Below are 26,371 nucleotides of genomic sequence, written 5' to 3' on the forward strand. Positions count from 1 at the left end.
GCCGTATGGCCGAGATTCGCAAACACAAGCCGTCGTTCAGCCCTATCGCTCGGGCTTTGGAGGCCGCAATGGGTGAATCCATTAAGCCGGTTGTGCCAGGATCGCGTCCTGACAAGGGTGTTGAGGAGGCTGAGACGAAGTCCGAGTCCACCCCATCGGCTGCCGCACCTGCCACCCAATGGGGGTCTTTCACTGTGACGAGGCCGCCGAAACTCTCCGAGTGAGACGGCTGATCTAGCCTTTCATTCGGGCCCGCAAAGCGTCGATGTCCAGACGCGATGCGGATTCCACATCGACGTCCTCGGCGTGGGCCTCCCACGGGTCGTAGGGGGCGTCGTCGTCTTCATCTTCAACGTATCCCAGCGATGGGTCATAGACGTTAACCAACTCATGGACGGTGCCCGTTTGGCCACCGTCCACAGGGACGACAGACTCAGTACTCATGGCTTCGTCAGGCAGTTTGGCGAGGATATCCCGGACGTAGCCTTGGGCCGCTTCGACGTGTGGAACTTCCCGCTGCTGGCGCTGGGACTCATACCACCGATAGTCGAGCACCTCGTGGTAAAACTGCGCCCGTTCGCGTTTTCGGGAGAGTTCCGGAGGAATTTGTTGCACGACCGGCTCGAAACACTCGGTGAGCCAGCGGTGAGCCGCGACGGCCTCGTCAACTCCATGGAGCCCGTTGCGTGCCCGGAAAGTGTCAAGGTCGTTGAGCAGCCGCCGTGCCTGAAATTCTTCGGTGTCTAGGCCAGTGAGACGCAGCAAGCGTCGCTGGTGGTGCCCGGCGTCGACGACCTTAGGCTGGATGCGTAACCGCTGGCCGTCGGGCGACGTTTGAATGTCCAATTCTGCGACGTCGAAACCAAGAGCGTTGAGGCGTCGCACCCGTGACTCCACTCGGGAATAGTCGCCGCCATCGAATTCCTCTGCAGCGGTGAGTTCATTCCACAGGTCGTGGTAACGGTTCTCGATCGTCGTCACTAAGCCCAGCGGCTCCAAGGCGTCATCGAGCATGTCGCCCTCTTCAAGGTCAAGGAACTCCCCATAGAGGTTCGTTCGGGCGATCTGCAGATCGTGTTCGCGTTGTCCGGTGGTCAGATGATCGTGCAATTCACCGGTTTCAGCGTCGACTAGATAGGCCGCGAAGGCCTCGGCGTCGCGTCGGAACAATACGTTCGATAGCGAGATATCACCCCATAAGAAGCCCACTAGATGAAGTCGCACTAGCAGAACGACGAGGGCATCAAGAAGCCGCATGACGGTTCCCTGACGTACACCGGAATGGAAGAGAGACCGGTACGGCAAAGAAAACCGTAGATGGCGGGTAAGGATAATCGGCTCCAGCGGCTCCCCGTTGGAGGCAACTCGGTCAGTGATAACGCCGATGGGTTCGACCGACGGGGTATCCAGTCGTGTGAGGTCGTGCAGCAAGCGGTACTCGTGAATCGCTAGCTGCTCGACGACCTCCTTGGCGGCGTAGACGTCGTCACCGACAGTGATGAAGCGCACTACGTGACGTGAAATGCCCCTGGGCAATGCGACTAGCCGCTCTTGCGGCCACTGTGCTAGCGGTGTGCTCCACGGCAACGGAAGCAGGCGGGAGTCGGGCTTCGCGCTGAGGAATCGGGTCACGGGGAATAGTCTGCCACCTGTACTCGCCAGAGACGTGTCCCCGTCAGATCGCGTTCAGGGGGTCAGACGGCTGCCGCCCGGTCGAGAGCCTCGAATAGGCACGACGCGAGGTCATCAACGGGATCGATCCCTGGGCTCATCCGAATCATGGCATCGTTGACTCCTGCGGCGTCGCGAGCCTCCTGACTCATCGCGGCGTGTGTCATCGTCGCCGGATGGCAGACCAACGACTCCACTCCGCCCAGCGACTCAGCGAGGATAAAACCCTCCAGCCCGGTCATAAAAGCTTCGACGGCTGCTCGTCCCCCGGCCAGCTCAAAGCTCAGTAGGGATCCGAAGTCTTTCTGCTGACGGGCGGCCAGGTCGTGGCCGGGATGGTCGGGCAGGCCAGGCCAGTGGACGGCTGTGACGGCCCGGTGACTTTGGAGAATCTCCACCATCCGAGCAGCGTTGGCGCAGTGAGCCTGCATTCTCACCGCGAGGGTCCGCAACCCACGTAAGGTGAGCCAGGAGTCGAGTGGGGATGCTGTGAGTCCCATCATGTTGGCGTGGAAAGCCAATACGTCGACGTCCTGCTGGTTTGCGGCGACCACTGAGCCGCCGATGACGTCGGAATGGCCATTGAGGAACTTGGTGTCAGAAGCAATAACGAGATCCGCATCGAGGCTCAGTGGTTGCTGCAGTATCGGTGAACAAAAGGTGTTATCAACAGCGACGACGGTGCGTTCCCCGGCAGAGGAGTGCGCTATTTCAGCCGCTGCCGCGATGTCGGTGATACGCAGTAGGGGGTTTGATGGGGTCTCTATCAGGAGCAGATCGGTAGGAGTTTCCAGGGCTGCTCGCAGCTCGTCGAGATGAGTTTCGTTGACCCAATCAACGCTGAGACGCCCAGCGCTGGCCCAGGTGTCGAGGATGCGCCAGGTGCCCCCATAGCAATCGTGCGGGGCGACGACGTGGCCGCCGATGGGTACGAAGGCTTGCAGCACCAGCATGACTGCCGACATTCCCGATGAGGTGACGACAGCTCCAGCGCCACCTTCGAGGGTCGTCAGAGCGTCGGCAAGTAGCGCCCGGGTCGGGTTGCCGCCTCGGCCATAATCGAAGACCGGGCGCTCCCCGAACGTGTCGTAGAAGTAATTAGAGGAGAGGAAGGCTGGCGGGGTGACGCTGGAGTGGGCATGGTCTGAACACAGCCCGGTCGTCAGTCCCTGCATCGTGGTGGACGTCGGCATAGTCCCTCCTGTCATCGGGTGGTTATGAGGGTAGCCGAGATAGAACGCCGGATGTTTTTCGACCAATTTCCGGATTTTCCGTGACGAATGATCTCCTCAGGCATCTACCCACATGAAGGTGCCCACACCTGGAATGGAGAGGAGCCGACATGGCTGACAACAAGACCGCTTCGCCTAAGACCAACACTACGAACTCCACTGCGGCGAAGGCTGAGAACCTGCCAGAGACGACTACGGAGACTCTGCCCCCTTCCCCGTTGCATACCGATCATGGCTCAACTCTCATCGCTGAGCAGGTAGTACAAAAGATCGCTGGCATTGCTTGTCGCGAGGTTCCCGGAGTGCACGCCATGGGCTCCACGGGACGTCGCATGCTCAGCTCCATCACCGATCGCATCCCCGGATCGACCACCAATGTGTCAAACGGCGTCCAGGTTGAAAAGGGAGAGCGTCAGTGCGCCATTGATCTGTCGGTGGTTGTTGAATACGGCTATTCAGTCGTTGAGGTTGCCAACAAGCTCCGTGAGACCATTATTGACGCCGTGGAGTACGGCACTGGCCTTGAGGTCGTTGAGGTGAACGTCCAGGTCACCGATGTCTACATCCAGGGCGAAGATAATGACGACGAGCAGCCCGCCAATGCTGTTAACCAGCGTAAGAGCACCGAGCTTTCCTGAAAGGCGGCACTATGAATGCATCGCAAATAGGAGCACTCGTTGGATTGTTGTTGGGTGTCATAGCGGTCTGTGTCGGTGTCTGGCAGGCCATCGTCGTCCTCGTGTTGGGACTGCTTGGTCTCATCGGTGGTCGGATCATTGACGGCCAGCTCGACGTGCACGACATTTTCGGCAAGCCACGTCAACGGAACCGTTGATGTCTGCCGGCACCACACGTGTACGGTCGGTGCCGTCGCTGGCGGTCCATAACCGTGAGAAGGCCAGTCGTGGCACCCTGACGGTCACGACGGCGGTTGTCGAAAAAGTCGCCGCTCGCGTGGCGGCCCAAAGTGAGGTCCTTGGGGCTCCCACCTCATCCTTCTTCGGGTCGGGGTCGCGTGCCGACTTCGACCGAGGCCCAAAGGTGAGTGCGGTCCTCACCGGTCGTACTGCTGATCTTGAAGTGGAAGTTGCCATTGGCTATCCCGCTCCTGTCCAGGCGCAATGCGATGAGCTGCGAGCCAGATTGACTGAGCAGGTGCCGAAACTATCTGGCGTGGATATCGGCACGATCGACATCCTGGTGAGCCGGGTCGTCAGAAGGGCCTCGACGACGAAGGAGTTGACCTGAGATGAGTAAGCAGTACATGTCTCCGCCACTCGTTCGTCGTCCGTCCCGGACGATTCCGATGACGATTCTGGCCGTTGTGTTTGTGGCCGCCGGAGTGATGGCCGTTATCGCTGCTATCCAACGGCTTCAGCACGGCTCCTTACCGCAATGGATGGCTTGGGCACGTGGCCGCATGGCCACCGTGACGTGGCTTAGCGACACTGCTCTGACGGTAGCCATCGTTATTGGCGTCATTGCGTTGCTACTGCTGATCTGGGCCTTTACACCAGGGCGGACATCCGGGGTGTTTCTCAAACCGGGAGCCGATGCCCCTGACAATCGGGAGATCGTCATGGATAACTCGGACCTGACAGGTTGGCTGTCTCGATGGCTTAACGACGAGGACGGCGTTGCATCGTCGGGAGTGAAACGTCGTGGCAACACCCTTAAGGTCACCGTCGAGACTGATGTCAAAGACCCCGAGGTGATGCGCGAGCAGCTCACGGCGAGGATCGCTGATCGCGTTGACTCGCTGGGGTTAGAGCGGTCTGCGAAGGTGGAAGTGAGGTTGCGATGAAAGGCCGTGCAAATAGAGCACGACTTGCCGTCATCGGGATTATCGGTCTGGTGGTGGTTGCATGGTTCATGCTGGTGCGGTTCAACATCGCATCATCGTGGGGATGGTGGCAGCCCGAACCTGACGCTCCTATCGTCGATGTGCCGAAAGCATGGCGAACTGACTACGCATCATGGGCTCTGCTCATCGTTGGGGCTCTAGCCGTGGTGATCGGGTTGATCTGGTTGCGGCGTCAGTTTTCGTCGAGCAATCGGGCCCACACCTACGGTATTAGCCATGAGGCGGACCACGGCTCAACCGTGCTATCCACTGATGCTCTAGGAAGGGCTGTCGAGGAGCAGATCGAGGAATTCCCTGGCGTCAGTAGCGCCAGCGTGAGGTTCTTTGGCGCCCGCGTGGCTCCCGAAATGATGATTCAAATTGACATCGATGACCATGCCGACGTGCGAATGCTCGCTGACAGGTTGGAGTCCGACGTGGCTCGCGATGTCGAGATGACTCTGGACGCGACGTTGGTGCGGTTTGGTACAAAATTGCGGACCGGGGCGCACGTAACCGGAATGGGCGTGAGCCACGTCGGCGTGACCGAGGTGTCCAATATTGACGATTCGGGAGATAGCCTGCCCGCACATCCGATGCCGAAACTGACATTTCTTCAGGAAAAGTCCGATCGGGTCAAACCGAGGACTCGTGAAGGGAAAGTACTCGCCTGAGGCGCGTTCGCGGTCGAGGATGCCCAAAGGTGTCCTCGACCGCTGCTAGCGTCGAGTCATGGTCAGCGGAGTCGATGGGCATGGCGACGACGAGGCCGTCGACATTCGCGCTGCTCAGGGCGGAGATGCCAGTGCTTACGCTCGTCTCGTAGAGTCATGGGGTGGGCGGCTGCTTCGGTTTTGTCGCAGTAATCTTCCGGCCACGATTGATGCCGAAGATATTGTCCAAGACGTTTTGCTCACTGCCTGGCAGAAGTTGCCGGGGCTCGACGATCGGTCCAGGTTCAGGGCGTGGATGTACACCGTCGCTCGTAACCGGTGCCGGGAGGTTATCCGAAATGCAGGTAGGCGCGCCACAGACCCAGTGCCTCCCGAAGAGGTCGCTGTCAGGATCGATTCCAGGCAGGATCCGGCAAGGGCCCACACCAGAGACGCTGCAATGATTGCGTTGCGACAGTGCGTCGCTCGGTTGCCAGATAGCCAGAGGCGTATCTGGGTTATGGCTCAGATAGACGGTCTGGGATATGCCGAGATCGCTGATATTGAAGAACTACCACAATCGACTGTCCGAGGCCGTCTAGCTCGGGCGAGGACCACCATTGCGAAGGAGATGGAGCCATGGAGGTGAAACTCGCGTGTGGTGCAGACATGAACCGTGTCTGGGAGAGGGCGGCGCAGCCTCCCACTGAGCATGAAACCGAGTGCCCAGCGTGCCAGGCCGTGCGCACTGAGGCTCGTCGTGCTGATCGTCTGCGTGACGACGCGGTGGCCGAGGACGCGCAGACGAAAGTGGTCGTCAACCCACTAAAGCTGAGGTCGGCGTGGAGGTCCTACAGCGCTGATCTCTCGCCGCGGCACTGCGTCGTCAATGACGACGGTGGCCAGGTCGATGTCCGCGAGACCGTGTTGGCTGCGATAGTGCGTCATAGCATCGCCGACTGCGAGAATGGACGACTCGACCGAGTCCGATTCTCGGTTCCTCACACACCACTGAGGCTCCGTATCGAGTTATCTGTCGCACGAGGTGTGCGAATACCTGAGTGCGCTGAGAACGTACGCCACCGCATTTCGACGGCGATGATTCGCGAGCTCGGTGCTCGTCCGCAATCTATCGACATCATCGTGGAGAATGTCCATGTCTGAGTCTGGCAATGACGCCATTGTGTCCGGGACACTGTTGACCGGCGATGAAGCCGCTGACGGTCTAGCGGAGGTCATCGCCACAACCGTCTGTCACACCCCAGGGGTGACGCGAATCGTGAAGCCGTGGTGGCGTCGAATCGGTAGTGACGACCGCTCAGCGATACGGATCAGCGAGGAGGACGGGCGCAGTGACGTGGATATGGAGATTGCCGTCGACTTGACGGTGCCGATTGTGCAATTAACCCAGGATCTTCGTCGCCGCGTTTCTACCGCTATCACGCAGGCCGGGCGCACCCCAGGGAAGGTCGACATCGTCGTCTCGAAAGTTGAGGTCAATAATGATCTGATGCTGTGAAACGTTTCGAGACCCACGGATTTACCTGCGGGCCTCGAAGCGTTCGGCTGAGGATCAAGAGATGCGCTCAGAGGTTTCCTGGCTGAAAACGTGGACGGCGGCTGGGTCGACGCCCAGACGCACTTGCTGGCCACGCTGCGGAGGACGGCGTGAAGAGATACGGGCGACGACCTGGTGAGCCTCGCCGTCTTCGACCGAGGCTTGCGTGTCGGATCCCACGAGAGAACCGTACAGGTAGGCGTCAGCTCCGAGCTCCTCGACGACGGCAACGTCAAGCCCGATGCCCTCGCTGGTGAGGGTGAAGCTCTCGGGGCGAATGCCGAGGGTCAGTTTGGTTTCGTTCGGGGCCTTAGCGAGAACTTCGCGAGGAACCGGGACGACGTAGTCGCCGAGCTTGACGCCGCCGTCAACGACATCGCCCTCCATAAGGTTCATAGCGGGAGAGCCGATGAAACCAGCAACGAAGAGGTTCTTCGGGGTGTCGTACAAGGCGAGCGGGGAATCGACTTGCTGCAGGACGCCATCCTTCATGACGGCGACGCGGTCACCCATCGTCATGGCCTCGACCTGGTCGTGGGTCACATACACAGTCGTCACGCCAAGGCGCTGCTGTAGAGCGGCGATCTGGGTGCGGGTCTGAACACGCAACTTGGCGTCAAGGTTTGACAGCGGCTCATCCATGAGGAAGACCTGTGGGTTACGAACGATGGCCCGGCCCATGGCGACGCGCTGACGCTGACCACCGGAGAGTGCCTTCGGCTTACGATTGAGGAAATCTTCCAAGCCAAGGAGCTTGGCAGCCTCCAAGACGCGCTGCTGACGTTCAGCCTTCGGCACGTTCTGCATCTTGAGGGCGAAACCCATATTGTCAGCCACGGTCATATGGGGGTACAGAGCGTAGTTCTGGAAGACCATGGCGATGTCGCGGTCTTTCGGGGGCAGATCGGTGACGTCGCGGTCTCCGATCCAGATAGAGCCAGCGTTGACCTCTTCGAGCCCAGCCAGCATTCGCAGGGAGGTCGACTTACCACAGCCAGACGGCCCGACGAGGACCATAAACTCGCCATCACCGATGTCGAGGTTGAGCTTGCTGACGGCTGCGCGATCGGTGCCTGGGTAGACCCGAGTCGCCTCCTTGTACTGCACGGTTGCCATGACCGTTGGTCCTTTCCACGGGCAGGTACGTGCCCGACGATCCGTTGTGGAAACTCGGTGACGGAATGTAGTCACCGGGGCTCTCCGAGGCTTCGGGGAGCTGAAATTGATCATAATGGACAGTGGGCACACAGGTGCGATGGGGACACGTGAACGGTGTGTCACTCCTAGTCAATAAATGATCTGACTTCAATTACCACTCAACGACGGTGATCGCGAACCGTGTACTGTTCCGCGGCGTTGTGCCCCAAGGGCAGGGTGCATCACCGCGTCAGTCGTCGAGCCGGGGTTTAGGGCTGGCCTCTCCATTCGAGTACCGCACTCATCGCACATCACCGCCACAAGGTTGACTTCGACGATCAAAAAATAATCTACCTGGAATTCTACAGCCCCACGTGGACCGCTATCTGAGCATGCGACAATTGCATTTACGTGACCCCGGCAATATGAACAACACTATGACGACGGTCGCCAATGCCCATGCGAGAATGGTTCACTGTGAGTTTTTCATCTGGGGGTTGACGCGACGTGGTGCAGCGATTTGATGGAATACTGGCCTGCTGCAAATGTCATGGGTTCATGCAGCGAGTGGCCCCAACCATGGTCAGAAGTCCGCAGCTCGATTTGGTGGCATCTCATCGCTCCTGTGCAATGGCATAGGATTCCAGATTGGGCGGGTGAATCACCCGCCCAATCTCTCTATGATGCATGACAGATACTGTCATAGGGTTTTGGCACCGAGAAGCGCGTTATTGTTGAATCGTCACGACGCCCCTGTAAAGGAGCACACCTCAGGGGTTAATCCGTCGGGTTTTAGCACTCGACGATATTGACAGCCAACCCGCCGCGCGCCGTCTCCTTGTACTTCACTTTCATGTCGCGTCCGGTCTCCATCATCGTCTTCATGACCTGATCCAGGCTGACGATCTGGGAGCCGTCGCCAGCCATCGCTAGACGGGCAGCCGTCACTGCCTTAATAGCGCCGAGGGCGTTGCGCTCGATACACGGAATTTGCACAAGACCACCGACGGGATCGCAGGTGAGCCCGAGATGATGCTCTAGGCCGATCTCGGCGGCATTGCAGACTTGGGCTGGTGTGCCACCCATAACTTGAGCGAGACCAGCCGCGGCCATCGAACATGCCACGCCGACTTCACCCTGGCAGCCGACCTCTGCCCCGGAAATTGACGCGGACTGCTGATAGATCTCTCCGACAGCGCCGGCTGCCAGCAGAAAGTCGACGATAAGGTCATCGTCGCCAGTGTCAACGCCGGGGGTGCCCGAATCGATATCGGAGCCGGGGGAAAGGAACTTCACCGCAAAGTGTAGGCAGGACGGTATGATGCCGGCCGCACCGTTTGTCGGTGCGGTGACAATACGGCCACCTGCGGCGTTCTCTTCGTTGACGGCCAAGGCCCACACTGTGAGCCAGTCAACTGAGCCGAACGGTTCTGGTTTGCCTGGGGTGATCCGTTCCCGGGTGACAAGATCGCGATGCATCTTCATGGCACGCCGTCGCACGTGCAAACCGCCAGGAAGAACACCCGAGCGTGAGCAACCGCGCTCGACGCAGGCGTGCATGACAGCCCAAATATCAAGGAGCTGGCTGCGTACCTCCTCTTCGTCCCGAACGGTCATCTCATTAGCCATTGCGACCTCGGGGATGCTCATCCGATAGTCAGAGCATTGTTGGAGAAGCTCCGCGCCGGTTTTGAAGGGGTAGGGCACGGGAGCGGAATCGCGCACGATGGCTGGATGTTGGTCTTCTCCGTGTTCAACGACGAAACCGCCGCCGATGGAGTAGAAAGTGCGCTCGACGACGACGTCTTCGCCAGACCAGGCGGTGAACGTCATGCCATTGGGATGGAATGGTAGAGACCGGTTGCGGTACAAAATGAGGTCCGTCACGACGTCGAACGGAATCTCTCGGCCACCATGGACGGCATCTAGGGTGAGGCGGCCGTCACTAGTGATGGTGGCGGCGCGCTCTGGAGTCCGGTCTGTGTCGACAGTCGCCGGGTCCTCACCCTCGAGCCCCAACAACACTGCTGCTTCGGATCCATGCCCGTGCCCAGTCGCTCCCAGTGATCCAAAGAGTTCTGCGCGCACACGTGTGACGTCGGGCCATACCGGCGACTGAGCAAGATCAGTCACAAAGATTCGGGCGGCTCGCATGGGGCCGACGGTATGAGAGCTGGACGGACCGATGCCAACCTTGAAGATGTCGAAAACGCTGACTGCCACGACATCAATCTTGCCAAAGACTGGGTGGCACTGTCAGCGAAGTGCGGTGGCTTGGTCCTAACAAGTTGTGTTCGTCAGCTCTCCGGTCGGCAACGTCGTGGGTGAGCGAAGTGGCAATAAATTTCGCTTAACCTCTTGACCAACTCAACGCAGTGGTTCATGCTCGTTCCAAGCAAGATGTGAAACAACATTTTGAAATATGCCTTTATAAGGGTTGTGAAGGCGTCGACGAATGGAGTGGCGACAGTGGCGAAGCGTGATCGACGTAGCGAGCGGGCTGATGACGTCTTGCGTGAGCTGCGTGCTGGCGACGCGATGAGCGCTGCTGACTTAGTGGATGCCACGGGTCTATCCCGCCCGACCGTGATCTCGATTCTCAATGACCTGGAATCGTCTGGGTGGGTGAGTCGTCGTGCCTCCGACCCTGATGGTGTGGGTCGACCTGCTACCACATGGTCTTTGGGAGACGACGTCGGAATCGTCATTGGTGCCGACATCCTCGTTGATTCCATGCTGGCGGTGGCAGTCACTTTTGGCGGAACCATCCTTGCCGCACAAAGCTCACGGCTTAAGCACCATCAATCCGACGCTCGCCTTGAGGCCGTCGTTAGCGCTATTGAGTCGGTGCGCGCCTCCTGCCGGGCTAAGGGGCCCCTGTTGCACCTGGCGGTCTCCACCACCGGAGTCGTCGACGGCGAGGGGCGCATCGTTCGAAGCGATCTGGTGCCGCAGTGGACGGGGCTGAATCTTGGTCATGTACTCTCTCAGCGCCTTGATGTCCCCGTAACTGTCGATAACGACATCAATATGGCTGCCTACGGCGAGTTCTGCCAGCGTCGCCAGCGTGGTGCACTCAGCCCTGACGCCGACATGCTGTTGGTGCGGATGAGTCGCGGGCTGCACACCGGGCTGGTGCTCAACGGGCAGCTTCATCGGGGGCGGACATGGAATGCCGGTGAGATTAGCGACGTGCTCGATCTACGTCTGGACGGGAACGAGGCGCCCGATGATGACTGGATTGATCGAGCAGCCCTGACGACCGGCTCAGTGGCAGCAGTCATAGACCCGGACGTCATCGTCATGTCCGGTCCTACAGATGCGTCGGTCACGGTGATTCGCCGGATCATTGCTCGGCTCATGTCAAGGCGTCCGTGCGACTCAGAATCAATGATCGCTGAGGTTGAAGGGCTGGGCCGGGCTGCGTCAGTCGTGGGGGCTGTCAACACCGCATTAGAGGTGGTGACGATGAAGGCACTAGGTGTCGAACACCCACATCCCGTGGCTCTGCGGGGCATGGACAAGGTTGTTTCCGAAGTCGAGAGAGGACAGCACACTGTCATGACGACATATCAAAAAGAGCATTCCGGTGACCCCGTGAGGGTGGGCATCGTCGGAGCTGGAGCTCGCTGCCGGCTTGCCCTCAACGCTGAGATGGAGGGCAACGAAGGCGTTGTCACTGCGGTCTGCGAGCCGCATCATCTCGCCCGCAAACGGGTCGCAGAACGATTGGGTAAGGACCCCGATTCCATCACGATCACCCCTGACGTCGCCGGACTTATTGCCTCGGGCATCGACGTTGCTTTCGTGACCTCCCCCGACGATACTCACGCTGACGTCACCTGCCAGCTCTTGGAGGCTGGGATTCCGGTGTACCTGGAAAAGCCGCTGGCTATCACAATGTCCTCGGCGACCAAGGTCTTGACCACCGCTTTCGAGACCGGCACCAAGCTTTACGTTGGCCACAACATGAGGCATATGAACGTGGTCAGGTCCATGCGTCACCTCATCCGCACAGGTCGGATCGGTGAGGTCAAGGCGATCTGGTGTCGTCATTTCGTCGGGTCGGGTGGTGATTTCTACTTCAAAGATTGGCACGCAACCCGAGAGCACGGCACAGGTCTGTTGTTGCAGAAGGCCGCGCACGACATCGACGTCATGCACTGGTTCGCGGACTCCTACACCACCGATGTCGTCGGTATGGGTGGGTTGACTCTCTATAACCAGATTACCGATCGTCGTGATAACTCAGACCAACTCATGGGGGATTGGTACTCGTTAGATAACTGGCCTCCGCTGACCCAAAAAGGCCTGAATCCGGTCATTGATGTTGAAGACATTTCGATGATGTTGATGAGGATGGAATCGGGAGTTTTCGCGTCCTATCAGCAGTGCCATTACACGCCAGATTACTGGCGCAACTATACCGTTATCGGCACAGAGGGGAGAATTGAGAATTTCGGCGACGGAGAGGGAGGTGTTATCCGATTGTGGAATAAGCGAACCCATTACAATGCCGATGGCGACGAGACATTCCCGATTGTTGGGGATGCCAATGGGCACGGTGACGCCGACGTTTTGACAGTCACCGAGTTTCTCAACTTTGTGAAGAACGGAACACGTACGGATACCTCACCCTTGGGTGCTTGGTATGCCGTCGCTGCGGGAATTGAGGCTACCGAGTCGTTGCGGCATGGCTCGACGCCGCGTCAGGTGCCAGCCCTGGACGACGAGCTCATCAGATACTTCAACAATAACCAGGTCAAGTGATCGAGGGCCTAGCCAGCTCTGGGTTGAAAGGTTGAACTGGTACTTACCGACTGGGTGTGCATCCCTGATCAGGTAGTGGCACAGTTGTGTTGTCACAAGGATGTGGTTTGGGGCGATCCCCAGGAAAGGTGAACGGCTATGAAGGCCTTGGCAAAGACCCGGCCAGAACCAGGACTTGAGCTCATTGACATTCCTGACCCTACACCAGGGCCCAATGATGTCGTCGTCAAGGTGCTGCGCAGCGGAATCTGTGGCACCGACGTTCATATCGATAAATGGGACGGCTGGGCCTCCAAGACGGTGCATACCCCACTAGTTCTTGGCCACGAGTTCTGCGGAGAAATCGTTGAGCTCGGATCAGAAGTGAGTGATCTGAAAGTTGGGCAGTTTGTCTCCGGTGAGGGTCACTACGTATGTGGGCGGTGCCGGGCCTGCCTTGCGGGCAGACGGCATCTGTGCCGCAATACTCGAGGTATCGGGTATGCCGTAGATGGGGCCTACTGCCAGTATTTCGTCATGCCAGCTGGAAATGTCTGGGTTCATCACATCCCCGACCTTGACCCTGATGTTGCGGCGATCTTTGACCCGTTTGGCAATGCCGTGCACACCGCTCTGCAGTTCCCCTGTCTAGCGGAGGACGTCCTTGTCTCAGGTGCTGGGCCTATCGGCATCATGGCGGCCCTGGTGGCCCAGTTCCAGGGCGCGCGGAATGTCGTCGTTACCGACCTGTCTAATGAGAGGCTGGAGCTTGCCCACCAACTCGGCTTGAAGAACACCGTCAATGTGTCGCGTGAAAGTCTGGAAACGGTGTGGGATCGCTTCGACATGAAGGAGGGCTTCGACATTGGCCTGGAAATGTCCGGGTCGGGGGCGGCACTGACCTCCATGATCGGCAATATGACCCATGGCGGGCGCATAGCGCTATTGGGAACTCCTAGCAGCGACATCACCCTCGATGTGTCCAAGATCATCTTCAACATGATCACAATTCAAGGAGTAACTGGACGTCAGATATTCGAGACCTGGTACACCATGGCATCCCTTATCCGCTCCGGTCTGGATATTTCCGGAATCATCACGGATCGGTACCCGATTACGGAATTCCGGGAGGCTTTTGACGTCGCAGGTTCGGGCCACGGCGGCAAGGTCGTCATGAACTGGGAATGCCTCGACTGACAAACGACGGACAGGAAGGATAATTATGTACGGATCTATGAAGGATGAGCTCAGCGCCAAGATCGCTGCCCTTAAAGAGGAGGGACTGTATAAGGCTGAGGCTCCGTTGACTAGTCCCCAGGCGGGCGAAATTACCGTTGATGACGGGCGTGAAGTTATCAATCTGTGTGCGAATAATTACCTTGGCTTGGCTGACTCCCCAGTACTCATTGAAGCTGCTAAAAAGGCTCTCGATGAATGGGGATTTGGTATGGCATCAGTGCGATTCATTTGTGGCACTCAGACTCTCCATAAGAAACTTGAGCGAGCCATAACTGAATTCCTTCATCCTGACGATCCTGATGACTGGGACACCATTCTCTACTCGTCATGCTTCGATGCCAATGGCGGCCTATTTGAGGTTCTCCTTGGTCCTGACGACGCGATCATTTCTGACGAGCTGAACCATGCTTCAATTATTGACGGTGTCCGGCTGTGCAAGGCCCAGCGGTTCCGCTACCGCAATCAGGATATGGCTGATCTTGAAACGCAGCTTAAGGATGCTCAGGCCAAGGGCTGTAAGCACATCATGATTGCTACCGACGGCGTCTTTTCCATGGATGGGTTTATCGCGCCGCTGCCGCAGATTTGCGATCTCGCTGAGAAGTATGGCGCCATGGTCATGGTCGATGATTCCCATGCCGTCGGGTTCGTCGGTGACCATGGTGCGGGAACCCCCGAGTATTGGGGTGTGCGCGACCGGGTAGACGTCCTCACGGGCACTCTTGGTAAAGCGCTGGGTGGCGCGTCGGGAGGCTACACCTGTTCCCACCGGGAGGTGGTCGAGATGCTGCGTCAGAATTCGCGTCCGTACCTATTCTCTAACTCGCTCGCCCCATCAATTGCCGGAGCGTCGCTAGCTACCCTCGAATTACTGAAGACCTCTGGCGATCTGCTCACACGACTACGCGAAAATACTGAGTATTTCCGTTCTGAGATGACGCGTCGTGGATTCGATATTCCCGAGTCGACGCACCCGATCGTGCCGGTAATGGTGGGAGATGCCGTGAAGGCTGCCAAGATGGCCGACGTCATGCTCGCCAAGGGCATTTATGTTCGCGCGTTCAGCTACCCGGTGGTGCCCAAGGGAAAGGCCCGCATTCGTACCCAAATGTCTGCCGGGCTCACTCGGGAACAGCTTGATAAGGCCATCAAGGCTTTTGAGGAGGCTCGCGAAGAAATTAAGTGAGTATATTTTATGAAGGGGCTGGCGATCAGGTCAGCCCCTTCATGGCTAGCCAATCTTTGGCGATGGTGGCTGGTGAGGCTTTCTCGTCTCCTTGGGAGCGCTGATTCATTGCGATGAGATCACTGGTGGTCAGCGCTTGTGACACTTTGGATAGTTGCTGCCGAGCCTTGTCGTCAACATTTCTATTCATAAGTGGGACGACGTTTTGCGGGACGATGAGGTGTTTGGGGTCGGAGAGGACGACGAGGTGCTGGTCCTTAATTGCCGGGGTAGTTGTGTAAAGGTCGACGAGATCAACCGTCCCTGACGTCAGTGCCTTGACAGTGAGCGGACCGGACGAATCGGAGAGTGCAGTGAACGTGATATCCGACACGCCATACACCTTCGCCAACCCCTTCGGGCCGTACGGGCGTTCTTTGAGCTCGGGGTTTCCTCCTACTCTGAGGGAGCCCAGCTTTGCCAGGTCGGCCAGAGACGTCACGTTATGGGATTGTGAAAACTTTTCGGTAACGCACCAGGAATCGGCATCTTGGGCTGCCGAGGGTTCTCCGACTGCCATACCTGTCGGCACTGCTTTGCGCAGCGCGGCCATGACGGATTTCTCGTCGCGTGCCGACGACGTCCCCTGGAAGAATTGCAGCAGATTTCCTGAGTATTCGGGGACGAGGTCGACCGAACCATCTTTAAGTGCTTTGATGTAGACGTCTCGGGCGCCAATCTGCATGCGGCGTTTTACCGTAATCCCGGCTTTTTCAAGACTCTGGGCGTAAACTTCGGCAATGATTTCAGACTCGGTAAAATTAGCCGAGCCGACAGTCACACCGCCGTCAGAACCCGAGTTGCCCGAGTCAAGTGGATCGCTCGAAGAACACGCTGACAGTCCGGTCAGCAGCGCCGCTGTGAGCAAGGTGCGGCGGGTCATGGGCATTGTGATCATGGGGTGCTCCATTCGATAAGGGATCACTGCTGAGTGAGGGCTAGGGCATGTTTGACACCCGGGCTAATCAGTATGCGAGAAGCAAGGGAGAGTAGCCCGTCAATGGCTAGGGCCAACACGATGATGACGATGGCCCCGGAGAGCATCTGCGGATAGTCGGAGACGGCTAGCCCATCGAGGATGAAACGGCCAAGGCCCCCCATGCCTAGGTACGAGCAGATTGTCGCGGTTGCAACGACTTGCAATGCGGCTGACCTCAGTCCTCCCAAGAGCAAGGGGGCGGCCAAGGACAGCTCGACGCGGCCCAGAATCTGCATTTCTGTCATCCCGCAGGCTCGGGCCCCGTCCGTGACCTCGTCGTCAACGGCTTCGACGCCCGAATAGCTACCGGCCAGTAGAGGCGGGATTGCCAGAATGGCTAGCACAATGGTGGAAGGCCAGATGGGATTCTCTATTCCAGCTGTCGTCGAGATCGCAAGCAGAGTGAGCAAGCCAAGAGAGGGGAGAGCACGCAACGCACCAGAACAGGCCACCGCAATGGTCCTTCCGCGGCCGGTATGGCCGATAGCGAGTCCGGCAGGAACGGCGATGATGGCGGCGACAGCCAGTGCGAGCACGGTGTACCACAGGTGTTCGCCGATGCGAACTCCAATAGATCCGGAACCGGTCCAGTGGGAGGAGGCCGTCAACCACGTCATAGCGGCTGCGATGTGATTCATGGTGTTGCCCCTTTCTGCCAAGGGGTTAGGAGCCGACCCATGGACACGATAACGATGTCGAATATGATCGCCAATACCAGGGTTCCGATAATCCCTACCCAGATTTCGGTGGGGAAAGAGCGCTGATACCCGTCGGTGAAAAAGTACCCCAATGAAGGCACTCCGATGAGAGCGCCGACGCTCACCAAAGACAGGGTAGACGCCGAGACTACCCGCACTCCCGCGACCAAGGCCGGAACTGCTAGCGGTAGGGCTACCCGCCAGAATACTTGAGCATCCGAATGACCCATGGCGACGGCATTAGCGCGCACCGATCGCCCCACTGAATCAAAGGCGTCAGTAGCGGTGCGCATCAATAGGGCAATTCCGTACAGCGTCAGCGCGACAACAACGTTAGCTGGATCAAGAATCTTAGTTCCGATGATGAGCGGCAATAAGACGAATAATGGCAGAGATGGGAGAGCGTAGAGGACTGACGCGCTCGGCACTAAAATGCGTCTGGCATTTCGCGAGCGGTGCGCCCACCACCCAAGTGGAATTGACACAAGAAGGCTAGCTATTATGGGGATAACGCCTAACACCGCGTGATAACTCGTTAACTGCCAAATCTGGGCGCTGTTTTCGCTCACCCATCGGGTATTCACGAATTCTCTCTAACAATAGGGTGGCTGGCCGCAGTGGGCTGGTCAGCGAGGCGTCCCACGAGTCGACCACCGGCGTCGACAACGGTGGGGTGGTCGTCATGACGCTCCACGTGGAGGCTGCGGCGATCACCGCCGATGAAAGAAGAGACGAAGTCGTCAACTGGATGAAGCAGAATGTCGTCAGGTCGTCCTCGCTGCGCGACGTGGGCTCCTCGGCGTAAGACGAGCACATCGTCGCCGAGGAGGAATGCTTCGTCAACGTCATGGGTGACGAACACGATCGTTTTTGCTAGATCCGCTTGAATTTGCAGCAGACCCTGCTGCAAATCGGCTCGCACTACCGGGTCGACGGCACCGAAAGGTTCATCCATAAGAAGGATGTCGGGGTTAGCGGCCAGGGCCCGTGCCACCCCGACCCGTTGGCGCTGGCCGCCCGATAGCTGCGTGGGGTATCGACGTGCCAACGACGAATCCAGACCGACCCGTTCCAGTAAATCCATCGCCCGGGTGCGCGTGGCGGCTCGGGACGTTCCTGAAAGACGAGGCACAGTGGCGATGTTGTCGATCACAGTGCGATGGGGGAGCAGCCCGCCCGACTGCATGACGTACCCGATCCGACGTCGCAGTTTGACTGGATCGACGGTAGCGACATCAACTCCGTCGATGAGCAGTCGACCTTCAGAGGGTTCGACCATCCTGTTGACCATCCGTAGCAGGGTCGTTTTGCCGCACCCGGAAGATCCCAGCAGGACGACCAGGCGGTGTGATTCCACCTCTAAATCGAAGTCGTCTACGGCGACCGTCCCGTCATCGAAACGCTTGCTGACGTGGTCGAAGCGGATCATATGGTCCTTCCTCGCCCGGCGGGGTTCACATGTGCACGGTGACGTCGACTAGGTAACTACGCTACCGCTGCGAGTAGGCCATGAGTAGGGTGTTCCCCTCTCAGCAGATATTGCTCACGCAGGGTTGTCACTGGCTCTGGGTATCCTCAACGGCGTGCAGGATGAGATGAGCACCGCGGTGGCGGGCGAGAAGGATTCCTTCGCCGTGGTCGCCACCGCCGTGGCCGTAGCTGAAGAGGAGCGGTCTTCTGTTGGGTCTGACTCCGTAGCAGGCGATGAGTGGTGGAAAGCCGAGGGGATGCCCTGGAACCACAAGCCAGGGCGCTCTGATTACTGGTGCATGGGGTGGATCGGTTTCCTTGGCATCTTTTCCCTGGCGATGCTTCCGTTGCGCGGTTGGCTGCTTGGCCTTGATCCGCCCATCCTTATGGGAGTGACGGGATCCCGAACTGGTGCGGCGGCGACGGGGGCACTGGCGTCAGTCGGGCAAGCTCCGCACTGGATCTGGTGGCTGCTCCTGGGGTCAGTCATGTCGATCAAGCTCGACTGGGTCTACTGGTGGGCTGGCAAGCTGTGGGGCCGAGGCATGATCGAAGTCTGGGCTGGGCGGTCCGAGCGGGCTCATCGAAGGTACAACCAGGCAGAGAAATGGGCTCGCAAGCTTGGTTGGTTAGGAGTGCTCGTCGCTTATGTGCCGATTCCGCTTCCGATCATGCCCGTTGTGTTCGTCTTGGCTGGCGCATCCAAGATGAAGGTCAGATGGTTCGTTGCTCTGGACTTTATTGCCGCGACTATCTGGAATCTGGGATACCTAGGGTTGGGCTGGGGAGTAGGTGACCCCATCGTTGGTGCTCTTAAGTACTACGCCAAGATTGCTAACTGGGTCGCTATTGCGCTGCTAATCGTCATCTTGGCGCCCATCTTCTTCAAGAAGAAGAAAAAGGCTTAATCTTTACGCGGCACAGACGACCTTCGGTGCAGTGAATATTCGCGATGACCTCAAGAAGTGGTCTTCCAAGGGATACTGAATATTTGTTGATTGTATGTGACCGCCAGGGGTCGAGAAGGACGGTACTAATCTTGACGAACGCCGTGTCGAGGTGTCGGCGATCGCGGAATCAATCGCGTTATTGGGTTTGAGAGGATTCGTGCCGAATTGGCGAGCTAAATCGGTCGAATGTCCAGATCACTTTTCCTTAAGGGCGGCTCGATAGCCGGCTTCGGCTTCAGCATTGAACGCAACGAGATAAATCGTTTCCACCTTGGTGGTAGTCTGTTGACAGGTCTTGACTGCAATCCTGGTGGCCTCGTCTATCGGGTATCCATAGACACCGGCAGAAATGGTCGGAAAAGCAATTGTTCGCGCGCCAATGTCGTCGGCAACCTGCAGAGAGGTGCGATAGCAGGAGGCGAGCTGGTCAGACTTATCGATGGTCTTAGCCCATACCGGGCCGACGGTGTGGATGACCCACTTCGCGGGCATCCTCCCGGCAGTGGTGGCCACCGACTGGCCAGTGGGTAGACCGTCGGGAAGGGTAGTCTCGCGTAGTCTTTGGCAGGCGGCTGAAAGCTCTGGACCAGCGGCGTGGTGGATCGCTCCATCGACCCCGCCGCCCCCAGCTAGCTGACGGTTCGCTGCGTTGACGATGGCCTCGACGTCGAGGGTGGTGATGTCTGCTCGAAGGACAGTGATATCGGCCATGACTCCTATTGTGCCTTCCCCGCATGTGTATTCCCCGCGATCACCCTCCGCAAAATCGCCTGGTGTGGGCGTGATACTCGCGCAAAAGTTAAATTGCCATAGCAGTGTCGAGAACAGGAGTTTCTCTATGAACACCACGCGTCCCACAACTACCCGCGCTGTCCATCTTGCGTCCCGTCCACACGGTGCGCCGACTGAGGACAATTTCCGCATCGAAGAGGTCGGTCTCCCCAACCTGTCTGACGGACAAATCCTGGTCGCTAATGACGTCATGTCAGTGGATCCGTACATGCGTGGTCGAATGGACGACGTCGAGTCCTATGTTCCGCCGTTCCAGATCGGCAAACCCCTCGACGGCGGTGCCGTCGGTACCGTCATCGAGTCGCGCAGCGAAAAGATTCCGGAAGGCAGCCACGTCGTTCACCAGCTTGGCTGGCGGGAGCACGCCGTCCTCGGTGCCGATGATGCGCACATCATTGACACCGGCATCGCCCCTGCGTCGGCATATCTGAGTGTGCTGGGAATGACCGGACTCACCGCCTATGCTGGCCTAACCCGTGCCGCTGAGATGAAGGCTGGTGACGTCGTCTTTGTTTCCGGGGCCGCCGGGGCCGTCGGATCAATGGTTGGCCAGGTGGCGCGGCTGCTCGGTGCTTCACGGGTGATTGGTTCAGCAGGCACGGATGCGAAGGTTGCTCGGTTGCGCGATCTTGGTTTCGACGCTGCTTTCAACTACCACGACGGTTCGGTGACGGACCTTCTCGGACGCGCTGCTCCTGACGGTATCGACGTCTACTTTGACAATGTCGGTGGCGATCATCTTGAGGCCGCCATTGACCATCTCAACAACGATGGTCGGGTGGCGATGTGTGGGGCGATCTCTCAGTACAATTCGGTCGAGCCGCCGTCTGCTCCCCGAAATCTCGCATTGGCCATTGGGAAGCGTCTCACCCTACGCGGCTTCGTTCTCGCTAAGTACGCCGAGGAAACCCGTCCAGAGTTCCAACAGCGGATGGCCGGATGGCTGTCTGCCGACGAAATTCACTGGGACGAGACCTTCCGTGACGGCCTTGACGCCGCTCCCAAGGCGTTCATCGACATGCTTGAGGGTGCCAATACCGGGAAGATGCTCGTCCGGTTGTGATGGGGGGCTAACTCCTCACCACGTGGGGATCCCACGCGACCGTGACGAATGTCATGGCCACGTTGTGACATTGAAGGATGGTGGCTCCAGTCTTGTTGATTCGAGACTGGAGCCATGGACAATCCAGCGATAGAGATACGCGATCTCGTCAAGTCGTTCCCCCAAGCTGGCAGCCGCGAACACCTCATTGCCGTCGACATGCTCCTTGGCATGACCAGACCCGACAGCGGGAAGGTCACTGTCCTGGGCTCCGATCCGAAGCCGCACGTACTGGTTGCATCAGCGCCGTCTTTCAAACCGGCGGACTGCTACCCGACTTCATCGTCGCAGAGACCATGAAGGGCATCGCTGCCGCACACGGGCAGCGTTCGAGTCGGTCGCAAGTCTCCCAGTGCTACGGGAAACATCCTTTCGGACGATCGTCGAGTACGCGCTCGATGACGTGGAAAGTACAGTCTTGCGGGCTTCGGGGGGTGGGGCATGGAGCGTCCGGTTGACTGGTTACGAGCGCAAAGACCGTCAATGTAACTCGCCCAGGTCCACATTTCGTACCATGACGCTTCCGTTGGTCAACGAGAGATCCCAGTCGAGGTCCCGATGGCTGCGGCCGTCGAGAATCCCCAGCAGGACCCGCATAGTGTCACCATGGGTGACGAGTACGGTCTGCGGCAAATCACGAATTGCCAAGTCGTCCAGTAAGTTGCGGCACCGCTCGGCCACATCTGCGAGCGATTCACCGCCAGCCCAACGCACGTCGGCCGGGTGGACGCCCTCTGGCTGGGGGAGAGGATCGAGCTCATCGGCGGTGTGTCCCTCCATGGCCCCTAGGCCCTGCTCTCGCAGCCGCGGATCCGTCATCACCTGAACTCCCAAAACTCGTGCGATGGGACGGGCCGTTTGCACTGCGCGCTTCTGGTCTGAGGCGATGACCGGTGTGCCGTGGGCGACCAGACCTGCCACTGTGCGAGCGGCCTGGCGAGCCTGACGTTGCCCGCGCATCGTCAGCCGAACGCCCATGGTCTGTCCTTGGATACGTCCTTGACGATTCCATGTCGACTGTCCGTGCCTGACGATGACGATGCGGCTCACCTTAGGAAGGCTATCGGGGAGGCTCGATAACTCGAGCTCGATAAGGTGTGAGGCATGTCGATCACACCACGCCGCCACGTTGCCGTCGGTCTGCTCTGCCGTGCTGCCGGTCTGGGCTTGGGCGTTGTCGCCGACCGCATCGTGCCTGACCCGCAGACCCACCATCCAGTGGCGGCCTTCGGCACAGCGGTCGCCCGGCTGGAAAAGACCATGTACGCGGATTCGGTGCGACGCGGCACCCTCTTTACTGCCACGTGCTTGACGCCTCTTGCGGTGATCGGCGGCACCATTGATCGCCTCACCCAACGCCGACCAGTACTGCGTATCGCCACCACCGCCCTGGCAACGTGGGCCGTCGTCGGGTCCGCATCTTTGGCTCGTGAAGGTCGAGCAATGGCCGACCACCTGGCCAATGACGACCTAGCTGCCGCGCGGAAACGGCTACCGAACCTGTGCGGGCGGGCCCCTGATGCTCTCGACGCCGCCGAGATCGCCCGAGGAACCGTCGAATCGATGGCTGAGAACACCTCCGATGCCGCAGTCGCATCACTGTGGTGGGGTGCGATCGCCGGGTTACCCGGACTGCTCGTCCACCGCGGGGCCAACACACTTGACGCCATGATCGGCCACCACAACGATCGCTATGAGCGTTTCGGCAAAGTGGCCGCTCACTTTGATGACATCGTCAACTGGGTGCCGGCCCGACTCACCGGAGCCTTGGCCGCTGTGTGTGCCCCGACTGTGGGAGGAGATCGCGCAACCACGTGGCGTATGGTGCGGGCTGAGCACAGCCATCACCCCAGCCCCAACGGCGGATGGTGCGAGTCAGCCTGGGCAGCTGCCCTTGGTGTTCAGCTTGGGGGACGTAACGTTTATTACGGCAATCGGGTGGAATTCCGTCCCCTGCTGGGATCAGGTCCCCGCCCCGACGCCGACAAGACGGCCGACGCGGCGCGCTTAGTCACCACCGTCACGACGACTGCAACGTGGTGCGCTATCACAGGGCTAGCCAGCGTGGCTCACCTGCTATTTCACGGTGGTGTAATTCCGCGCAATCTACTGCCGCGCAGCCAGGCGCGTCGTTGATAAGGAGACGTACAGTGACTGGAATCCTCATTGCTGGAACATCCTCGGACGCAGGCAAATCGCTCGTCGTCACCGCCTTATGTCGGGCCGCCCGCCGCCGCGGCGTCGATGTGACGCCCTTCAAAGCCCAGAACATGTCGAATAATTCGATGGTGTGCGCAGACGGTTCCGAAATTGGTCGGGCCCAGTACCTGCAAGCCACTGCAGCCGGGATCGAGCCGACGTCTGCCATGAACCCGGTCCTGCTTAAACCGGGCACGGATCGGCGCTCCTTTGTCGTGCTGCGGGGCAAGCCTGGCGGAGTGTTGGAGGCGGGTGAGTACACCACCGGACGGCGACACCTCGCCGAGGCCGCGTGGGCTGCCTATGACGAGCTTGCTGCGACCCACGACATGGTGATCTGCGAGGGGGCTGGATCGCCGGCAGAGATCAACTTACGTCGCGGCGACTATACGAATATGGGTTTGGCTCGTGCCAAGGGTCTACCCGTGGTGCTCGTCGGCGACATTGACCGTGGCGGAGTGCTTGCCTCACTCTTTGGGACCTGGGCACTTCTCGACGATGACGACCGGGCCCTGCTAGCCGGGTACATCATTAACAAGTTTCGCGGTGACGATGCCATTCTCGCTCCTGGACTTGAGGAGATTACCCGGCGCACCGGTATGCCGAGCTTCGGTGTGCTGCCGTGGGTGCCGGGCGTGTGGCTCGACGGCGAGGATGCCTTGGAGGTAGGGCGGTGGCGACACGAGGGAGACGCCGTTGACCCGTCGGCTTTACGGGTGGCCGTGGTGCGGTTCCCGCGCATTTCCAACGCCACAGACGTCGACGCCATAGCCGGTGAAAGTGGCGTCGACGTCCAGGTGACGACGGACCCGCAAACCTGCGAGGCTGCCGATGTCCTCGTCTTGCCAGGGTCGCGGTCAACGGTGTCGGACCTAGCGTGGTTGCGGCGCTGCGGTATTGCCAAGGTTGTGACCCGTCGCGCCGAACAGGGGCGCACAGTGGTGGGCATATGCGGTGGGTATCAAATGCTGTGCCGTACCATCCTCGACCCCGACGGTCAGGAGACGGCTCCTGGCAGCGTCGTCGAGGGGCTTGGATTGTTGCCGGTGGAGGTCGATTTCGCCGCCACCAAAACTCTTACCCTGTCGCACGGGACATGGCGGGGGATTGAGGTTGGTGGCTACGAGATCCATCATGGCGTCTGTCGTTTGCTCGACGACGCTGAAGCCTTCCTTGACGGCGTGCACGTCGGTGCGGTGTGGGGGACGATGTGGCATGGAGCCTTCGAGCATGACGAGTTTCGACGCACGTGGCTGGCCGAGGCAGCCCGTCACGCTGGTTCATCGTGGCGTCCCAATGGCGACGAGAAGGGTTATCAGGCTCGGCGTGAGGCAATGATTGAAACTCTCGCTGACGCAGTGGAGGCCCATGTTGACGTTGACCGGATCATGCGTCTTGCACGTTGAGCTGGCGTCGTGCTAGTCGGCGATGAGCTCGGCCACTGTGTTTTCAGACGACCTGGCCCAGGGTGTGCCGCTGATGATGGCTAGTGTCAGAATGATTGCTGCTGAGCCAACCATGATCCACCAGTTTGGGAGGGCAGCCTGAGCGGCCGACGTGCCACTGCGAAGCCCGGCGTTGTACAGGGCGCCAAAGATTGCTACCCCTACGGCTTGACCCGTTTGTCGTGCGACTCCCATCGTGGCTCCGGCCACCCCAGCTTGTGAACGGGGCATACCCGACAAGGCCGTGTTATTGAGGGCGGCGTTGGCCGCGCCCATGGCCGATCCGAGAAGGATCGAGGCAATGAGGTAGACAATCCACGGATTGTCCACTGATGCGGTCGTCAAGAGTGCGCCACCGGATAGTCCGATAAGAATGGCATGGAGTATGAGGGAGGGTCGTGCTCCCCGCGCCGCCACCATGCGCCCCGACACCATCGCCAGCGCGCCGGTGCAGATAGCCATGGGAACCAGAAATGCCCCGGCGGCCAAGGGTGAAAAACCCATCTCGTTTTGCAAGAACAGGGCGTTGATGAACGAGAACCCAGTATTTGAGGCGAATGCAAACAGGGCGATCAGGTTCGCCAGTGTGAAAGGCATTGACTTAAAGAATCGCAATTCCAGCATGGGCTCGTTAACAGTGCGTTCAACGACAACGAATCCTGCCAGTGACAACGCCGCTACCGCAAAAAGGATGGACGAGACCAGGTTGGAACCATGTTCTCCGACGCGGATAATCGCGTAGCTCAATGACACTAACAGCACCATGGCCAGAACCTGGCCTGCTGGATCGAATTTGCGGGCGTGGGCGGCTTTGGTTTCGGGAACGGTGCGCATGATGAGAAATCCGGTGATAGCCACGATCGGAACGTTGATACCAAAAACCCAACGCCAACTGGCTACGTCGGTGAGTACGCCGCCAATGAGCGGTCCGACGGCCAGTGATATTCCCTGGATGGCCCCCCAAACGCCGATGGCCCGGGCTCGCTGTGCGTTGTCGAGGAAAACATTTCCGATGATGGCTAAGGCCACCGGAGGCATCGTCGCCCCGCCCAATGCTTGCACGGCTCGGGCGGCAATGAGCATCTGTGGGCCGATCGCGATTGCCGACAGTAGGGAACCGAGTCCAAAAATCGTCAAACCCTGTATGAGAGCGCGACGTCGACCAAATCTGTCGCCCATCGATCCAGCGAACATGAGTATCGAAGCCAGCACCACCATAAAGATGTCCACCACCCATTGCAGTTGCTCAGTGGTGGCGTGTAGATCGCGCCCAATTGAGGGCAGCATCACGTTGACAGCTGAAATATCCAAGATTGACACGAAGAGGACCATGGACAATGACAGCAAGGTGATCCGGCGATCTCGGTCGGTCAGCTCCGCGACAGACTTGGTTTGAGCCATTCAGTAGTCTCCTTGATCGGGTCAGGGC

Annotated in this window: 27 protein-coding genes and 1 pseudogene; 17 read left to right on the forward strand and 11 right to left on the reverse strand. The window is 59.1% G+C overall.

Annotated features, from left to right (window positions below; all coding sequences use genetic code 11):
• Nucleotides 1-5 precede the first annotated feature (5 nt).
• Entirely contained in the window at nt 6-224 is a 219-nt protein-coding gene (locus FYJ43_RS03055) for a hypothetical protein (RefSeq protein ID WP_154561798.1), read from the forward strand.
• A gap of 10 nt (nt 225-234) precedes the next feature.
• Here FYJ43_RS03055 and FYJ43_RS03060 read toward each other — a convergent pair whose 3' ends face one another.
• Together FYJ43_RS03060 and FYJ43_RS03065 are read right to left on the reverse strand one after the other, a co-directional pair.
• Nucleotides 235-1,632, reverse strand: coding sequence for a DUF4032 domain-containing protein (locus FYJ43_RS03060; RefSeq protein ID WP_326833261.1), 1,398 nt, complete (start codon nt 1,630-1,632; stop codon nt 235-237).
• 62 nt (nt 1,633-1,694) lie between these two features.
• On the reverse strand, nt 1,695-2,864 hold the full coding sequence (locus FYJ43_RS03065; RefSeq protein WP_154561802.1) for a trans-sulfuration enzyme family protein: 1,170 nt from the start codon (nt 2,862-2,864) through the stop codon (nt 1,695-1,697).
• Between the two features lie 149 nt (nt 2,865-3,013).
• Here FYJ43_RS03065 and FYJ43_RS03070 point away from each other — a divergent pair, with 149 nt between their 5' ends.
• The 8 genes from FYJ43_RS03070 to FYJ43_RS03105 are packed head-to-tail and all read left to right on the forward strand — an operon-like array spanning nt 3,014 to nt 6,918.
• Nucleotides 3,014-3,541 carry an Asp23/Gls24 family envelope stress response protein gene (locus FYJ43_RS03070; protein WP_154561804.1) on the forward strand — a complete coding sequence of 176 codons (528 nt, stop codon included), beginning with the start codon at nt 3,014-3,016 and terminating at the stop codon, nt 3,539-3,541.
• An 11-nt stretch (nt 3,542-3,552) separates the two neighbouring features.
• Nucleotides 3,553-3,738, forward strand: a complete 186-nt coding sequence (locus tag FYJ43_RS03075) for a DUF2273 domain-containing protein (protein WP_154561806.1) — start codon at nt 3,553-3,555, stop codon at nt 3,736-3,738.
• Nucleotides 3,738-4,151: an Asp23/Gls24 family envelope stress response protein gene (locus FYJ43_RS03080; RefSeq protein ID WP_154561808.1), complete on the forward strand. Its 414-nt coding sequence runs from the start codon at nt 3,738-3,740 to the stop codon at nt 4,149-4,151. The genes FYJ43_RS03075 and FYJ43_RS03080 overlap by 1 nt, the downstream gene beginning before the upstream one ends.
• Before the next feature lies 1 nt (nt 4,152).
• Entirely contained in the window at nt 4,153-4,707 is a 555-nt protein-coding gene (locus FYJ43_RS03085; RefSeq protein WP_154561810.1) for a DUF6286 domain-containing protein, read from the forward strand.
• On the forward strand, nt 4,704-5,420 hold the full coding sequence (gene amaP, locus FYJ43_RS03090) for an alkaline shock response membrane anchor protein AmaP (RefSeq protein WP_154561812.1): 717 nt from the start codon (nt 4,704-4,706) through the stop codon (nt 5,418-5,420). The genes FYJ43_RS03085 and amaP overlap by 4 nt, the downstream gene beginning before the upstream one ends.
• 58 nt (nt 5,421-5,478) lie before the next feature.
• Nucleotides 5,479-6,048, forward strand: a complete 570-nt coding sequence (locus tag FYJ43_RS03095; protein ID WP_154561814.1) for an RNA polymerase sigma factor — start codon at nt 5,479-5,481, stop codon at nt 6,046-6,048.
• A complete protein-coding gene (locus FYJ43_RS03100) occupies nt 6,039-6,563 on the forward strand; it encodes an Asp23/Gls24 family envelope stress response protein (protein ID WP_154561816.1) in 525 nt (174 codons plus the stop codon). The genes FYJ43_RS03095 and FYJ43_RS03100 overlap by 10 nt, the downstream gene beginning before the upstream one ends.
• Nucleotides 6,556-6,918, forward strand: a complete 363-nt coding sequence (locus FYJ43_RS03105) for an Asp23/Gls24 family envelope stress response protein (RefSeq protein ID WP_154561818.1) — start codon at nt 6,556-6,558, stop codon at nt 6,916-6,918. The genes FYJ43_RS03100 and FYJ43_RS03105 overlap by 8 nt, the downstream gene beginning before the upstream one ends.
• Before the next feature lie 54 nt (nt 6,919-6,972).
• On the opposite strand, the gene FYJ43_RS03110 is transcribed toward FYJ43_RS03105, so the two are convergent.
• The gene (locus FYJ43_RS03110; protein ID WP_154561820.1) at nt 6,973-8,073 is read right to left on the reverse strand and encodes an ABC transporter ATP-binding protein; all 1,101 of its coding nucleotides are present in this window, start codon (nt 8,071-8,073) and stop codon (nt 6,973-6,975) included.
• Nucleotides 8,074-8,886: 813 nt separating this feature from the next.
• Nucleotides 8,887-10,317, reverse strand: a complete 1,431-nt coding sequence (locus tag FYJ43_RS03115; protein ID WP_326833262.1) for an L-serine ammonia-lyase — start codon at nt 10,315-10,317, stop codon at nt 8,887-8,889.
• A 246-nt stretch (nt 10,318-10,563) separates the two neighbouring features.
• On the opposite strand from FYJ43_RS03115, the gene FYJ43_RS03120 reads away from it, so the two are divergent.
• The 3 genes from FYJ43_RS03120 (at nt 10,564) to FYJ43_RS03130 (ending at nt 15,268) form a co-directional block, all read left to right on the forward strand.
• Nucleotides 10,564-12,864: an ROK family protein gene (locus tag FYJ43_RS03120; RefSeq protein ID WP_326833263.1), complete on the forward strand. Its 2,301-nt coding sequence runs from the start codon at nt 10,564-10,566 to the stop codon at nt 12,862-12,864.
• A gap of 138 nt (nt 12,865-13,002) precedes the next feature.
• Nucleotides 13,003-14,040, forward strand: a complete 1,038-nt coding sequence (tdh, locus tag FYJ43_RS03125) for an L-threonine 3-dehydrogenase (protein ID WP_154561824.1) — start codon at nt 13,003-13,005, stop codon at nt 14,038-14,040.
• Nucleotides 14,041-14,077: 37 nt separating this feature from the next.
• Nucleotides 14,078-15,268 (forward strand): glycine C-acetyltransferase, encoded by a 1,191-nt coding sequence (locus FYJ43_RS03130; RefSeq protein ID WP_154562212.1) that lies wholly within the window; start codon nt 14,078-14,080, stop codon nt 15,266-15,268.
• 25 nt (nt 15,269-15,293) lie between these two features.
• On the opposite strand, the gene FYJ43_RS03135 is transcribed toward FYJ43_RS03130, so the two are convergent.
• The 4 genes from FYJ43_RS03135 to FYJ43_RS03150 are packed head-to-tail and all read right to left on the reverse strand — an operon-like array spanning nt 15,294 to nt 18,413.
• Nucleotides 15,294-16,217, reverse strand: coding sequence for an ABC transporter substrate-binding protein (locus tag FYJ43_RS03135; RefSeq protein WP_154561826.1), 924 nt, complete (start codon nt 16,215-16,217; stop codon nt 15,294-15,296).
• 11 nt (nt 16,218-16,228) lie between these two features.
• Complete coding sequence (locus FYJ43_RS03140; protein WP_154561828.1) at nt 16,229-16,924, reverse strand: ABC transporter permease; 696 nt, start codon at nt 16,922-16,924, stop codon at nt 16,229-16,231.
• Nucleotides 16,921-17,568, reverse strand: a complete 648-nt coding sequence (locus FYJ43_RS03145; RefSeq protein WP_326833264.1) for an ABC transporter permease — start codon at nt 17,566-17,568, stop codon at nt 16,921-16,923. Before FYJ43_RS03145 ends, FYJ43_RS03140 begins: the two co-directional genes overlap by 4 nt.
• A complete protein-coding gene (locus FYJ43_RS03150) occupies nt 17,565-18,413 on the reverse strand; it encodes an ABC transporter ATP-binding protein (protein ID WP_154561830.1) in 849 nt (282 codons plus the stop codon). The genes FYJ43_RS03145 and FYJ43_RS03150 overlap by 4 nt, the downstream gene beginning before the upstream one ends.
• Nucleotides 18,414-18,537: 124 nt before the next feature.
• Between FYJ43_RS03150 and FYJ43_RS03155 the strand changes: the two genes are divergently transcribed.
• Entirely contained in the window at nt 18,538-19,362 is an 825-nt protein-coding gene (locus FYJ43_RS03155; protein WP_154561832.1) for a DedA family protein, read from the forward strand.
• Between the two features lie 237 nt (nt 19,363-19,599).
• Here the strand turns inward: FYJ43_RS03155 and FYJ43_RS03160 are convergent, their stop codons facing one another.
• On the reverse strand, nt 19,600-20,115 hold the full coding sequence (locus FYJ43_RS03160) for an O-acetyl-ADP-ribose deacetylase (protein ID WP_154561834.1): 516 nt from the start codon (nt 20,113-20,115) through the stop codon (nt 19,600-19,602).
• 127 nt (nt 20,116-20,242) lie between these two features.
• On the opposite strand from FYJ43_RS03160, the gene FYJ43_RS03165 reads away from it, so the two are divergent.
• Nucleotides 20,243-21,259: an NADP-dependent oxidoreductase gene (locus tag FYJ43_RS03165; RefSeq protein ID WP_154561836.1), complete on the forward strand. Its 1,017-nt coding sequence runs from the start codon at nt 20,243-20,245 to the stop codon at nt 21,257-21,259.
• 114 nt (nt 21,260-21,373) lie between these two features.
• Nucleotides 21,374-21,672, forward strand: a pseudogene (locus FYJ43_RS03170) (ABC transporter ATP-binding protein); the annotation flags it as partial.
• Nucleotides 21,673-21,778: 106 nt separating this feature from the next.
• On the opposite strand, the gene FYJ43_RS03175 reads toward FYJ43_RS03170, so the two are convergent.
• Nucleotides 21,779-22,333 (reverse strand): histidine phosphatase family protein, encoded by a 555-nt coding sequence (locus FYJ43_RS03175; RefSeq protein WP_326833313.1) that lies wholly within the window; start codon nt 22,331-22,333, stop codon nt 21,779-21,781.
• Between the two features lie 69 nt (nt 22,334-22,402).
• On the opposite strand from FYJ43_RS03175, the gene FYJ43_RS03180 reads away from it, so the two are divergent.
• Nucleotides 22,403-23,434 (forward strand): cobalamin biosynthesis protein, encoded by a 1,032-nt coding sequence (locus FYJ43_RS03180; protein WP_154561840.1) that lies wholly within the window; start codon nt 22,403-22,405, stop codon nt 23,432-23,434.
• Nucleotides 23,431-24,903: a cobyric acid synthase gene (locus FYJ43_RS03185; protein WP_154561842.1), complete on the forward strand. Its 1,473-nt coding sequence runs from the start codon at nt 23,431-23,433 to the stop codon at nt 24,901-24,903. Before FYJ43_RS03180 ends, FYJ43_RS03185 begins: the two co-directional genes overlap by 4 nt.
• A 12-nt stretch (nt 24,904-24,915) precedes the next feature.
• Here the strand turns inward: FYJ43_RS03185 and FYJ43_RS03190 are convergent, their stop codons facing one another.
• On the reverse strand, nt 24,916-26,343 hold the full coding sequence (locus FYJ43_RS03190; RefSeq protein ID WP_154561844.1) for an MFS transporter: 1,428 nt from the start codon (nt 26,341-26,343) through the stop codon (nt 24,916-24,918).
• Nucleotides 26,344-26,371 lie beyond the last annotated feature (28 nt).

It is taken from the genome of Cutibacterium porci, assembly GCF_009696315.1.
GTDB lineage: Bacteria > Actinomycetota > Actinomycetes > Propionibacteriales > Propionibacteriaceae > Cutibacterium > Cutibacterium porci.